This is a genomic window from Marinobacter sp. ATCH36 (assembly GCF_023555055.1).
Lineage (GTDB): Bacteria > Pseudomonadota > Gammaproteobacteria > Pseudomonadales > Oleiphilaceae > Marinobacter.
The window spans coordinates 1-446 of sequence record NZ_JAMJPL010000020.1; the positions used below are offsets into that span (position 1 = coordinate 1).

At 62.8% G+C, this 446-nt stretch carries 1 protein-coding gene; it reads right to left on the reverse strand.

The window, feature by feature from the left end:
* A partial coding sequence (locus tag M8010_RS19865; protein ID WP_349666126.1) for a TonB-dependent receptor plug domain-containing protein occupies positions 1-346 on the reverse strand: 346 nt, incomplete at its 3' end.
* Positions 347-446 lie beyond the last annotated feature (100 nt).

A 446-nucleotide genomic window follows, 5' to 3' on the forward strand; every position in this document is an offset into this window, starting at 1 on the left:
GGCCTGCGTTATCGCCCACCGTGCCGATGCCGCGGATACGTGCAGTGGTTTGCGCAGCGCTCTGGGTACTGGTGACGATCAATCCCGGCACCAGCACCTGCAAATCCTTGATGTCGTGGACGCCGTTGTCCAGCAACAGTTGCTCGGGCAGCACCGAAACGATGATCGGTACGTCCTGCAATGCTTCTTCGCGCTTCTGCGCAGTGACCGTCAAGGCGGCCAAGGTCGCTGGTTCCGTGCGTTCGGCAGGCGCGTCACTCTGCGCTTGTGCGTACAGCCAGGGCGCGTGCGTCGCTACGAAGATGGCAAGCGCAAGCCTGCCACCGCGTCGGTGATCGATATGCATTGGGTTTCCCGGCGGTGAGGCGGTGAGACGCTGCGACTGCATCATGCGGCGACGGCCGCGAGATATGTCACAAGCAACGCTACCGTTCGCGCATCTACGC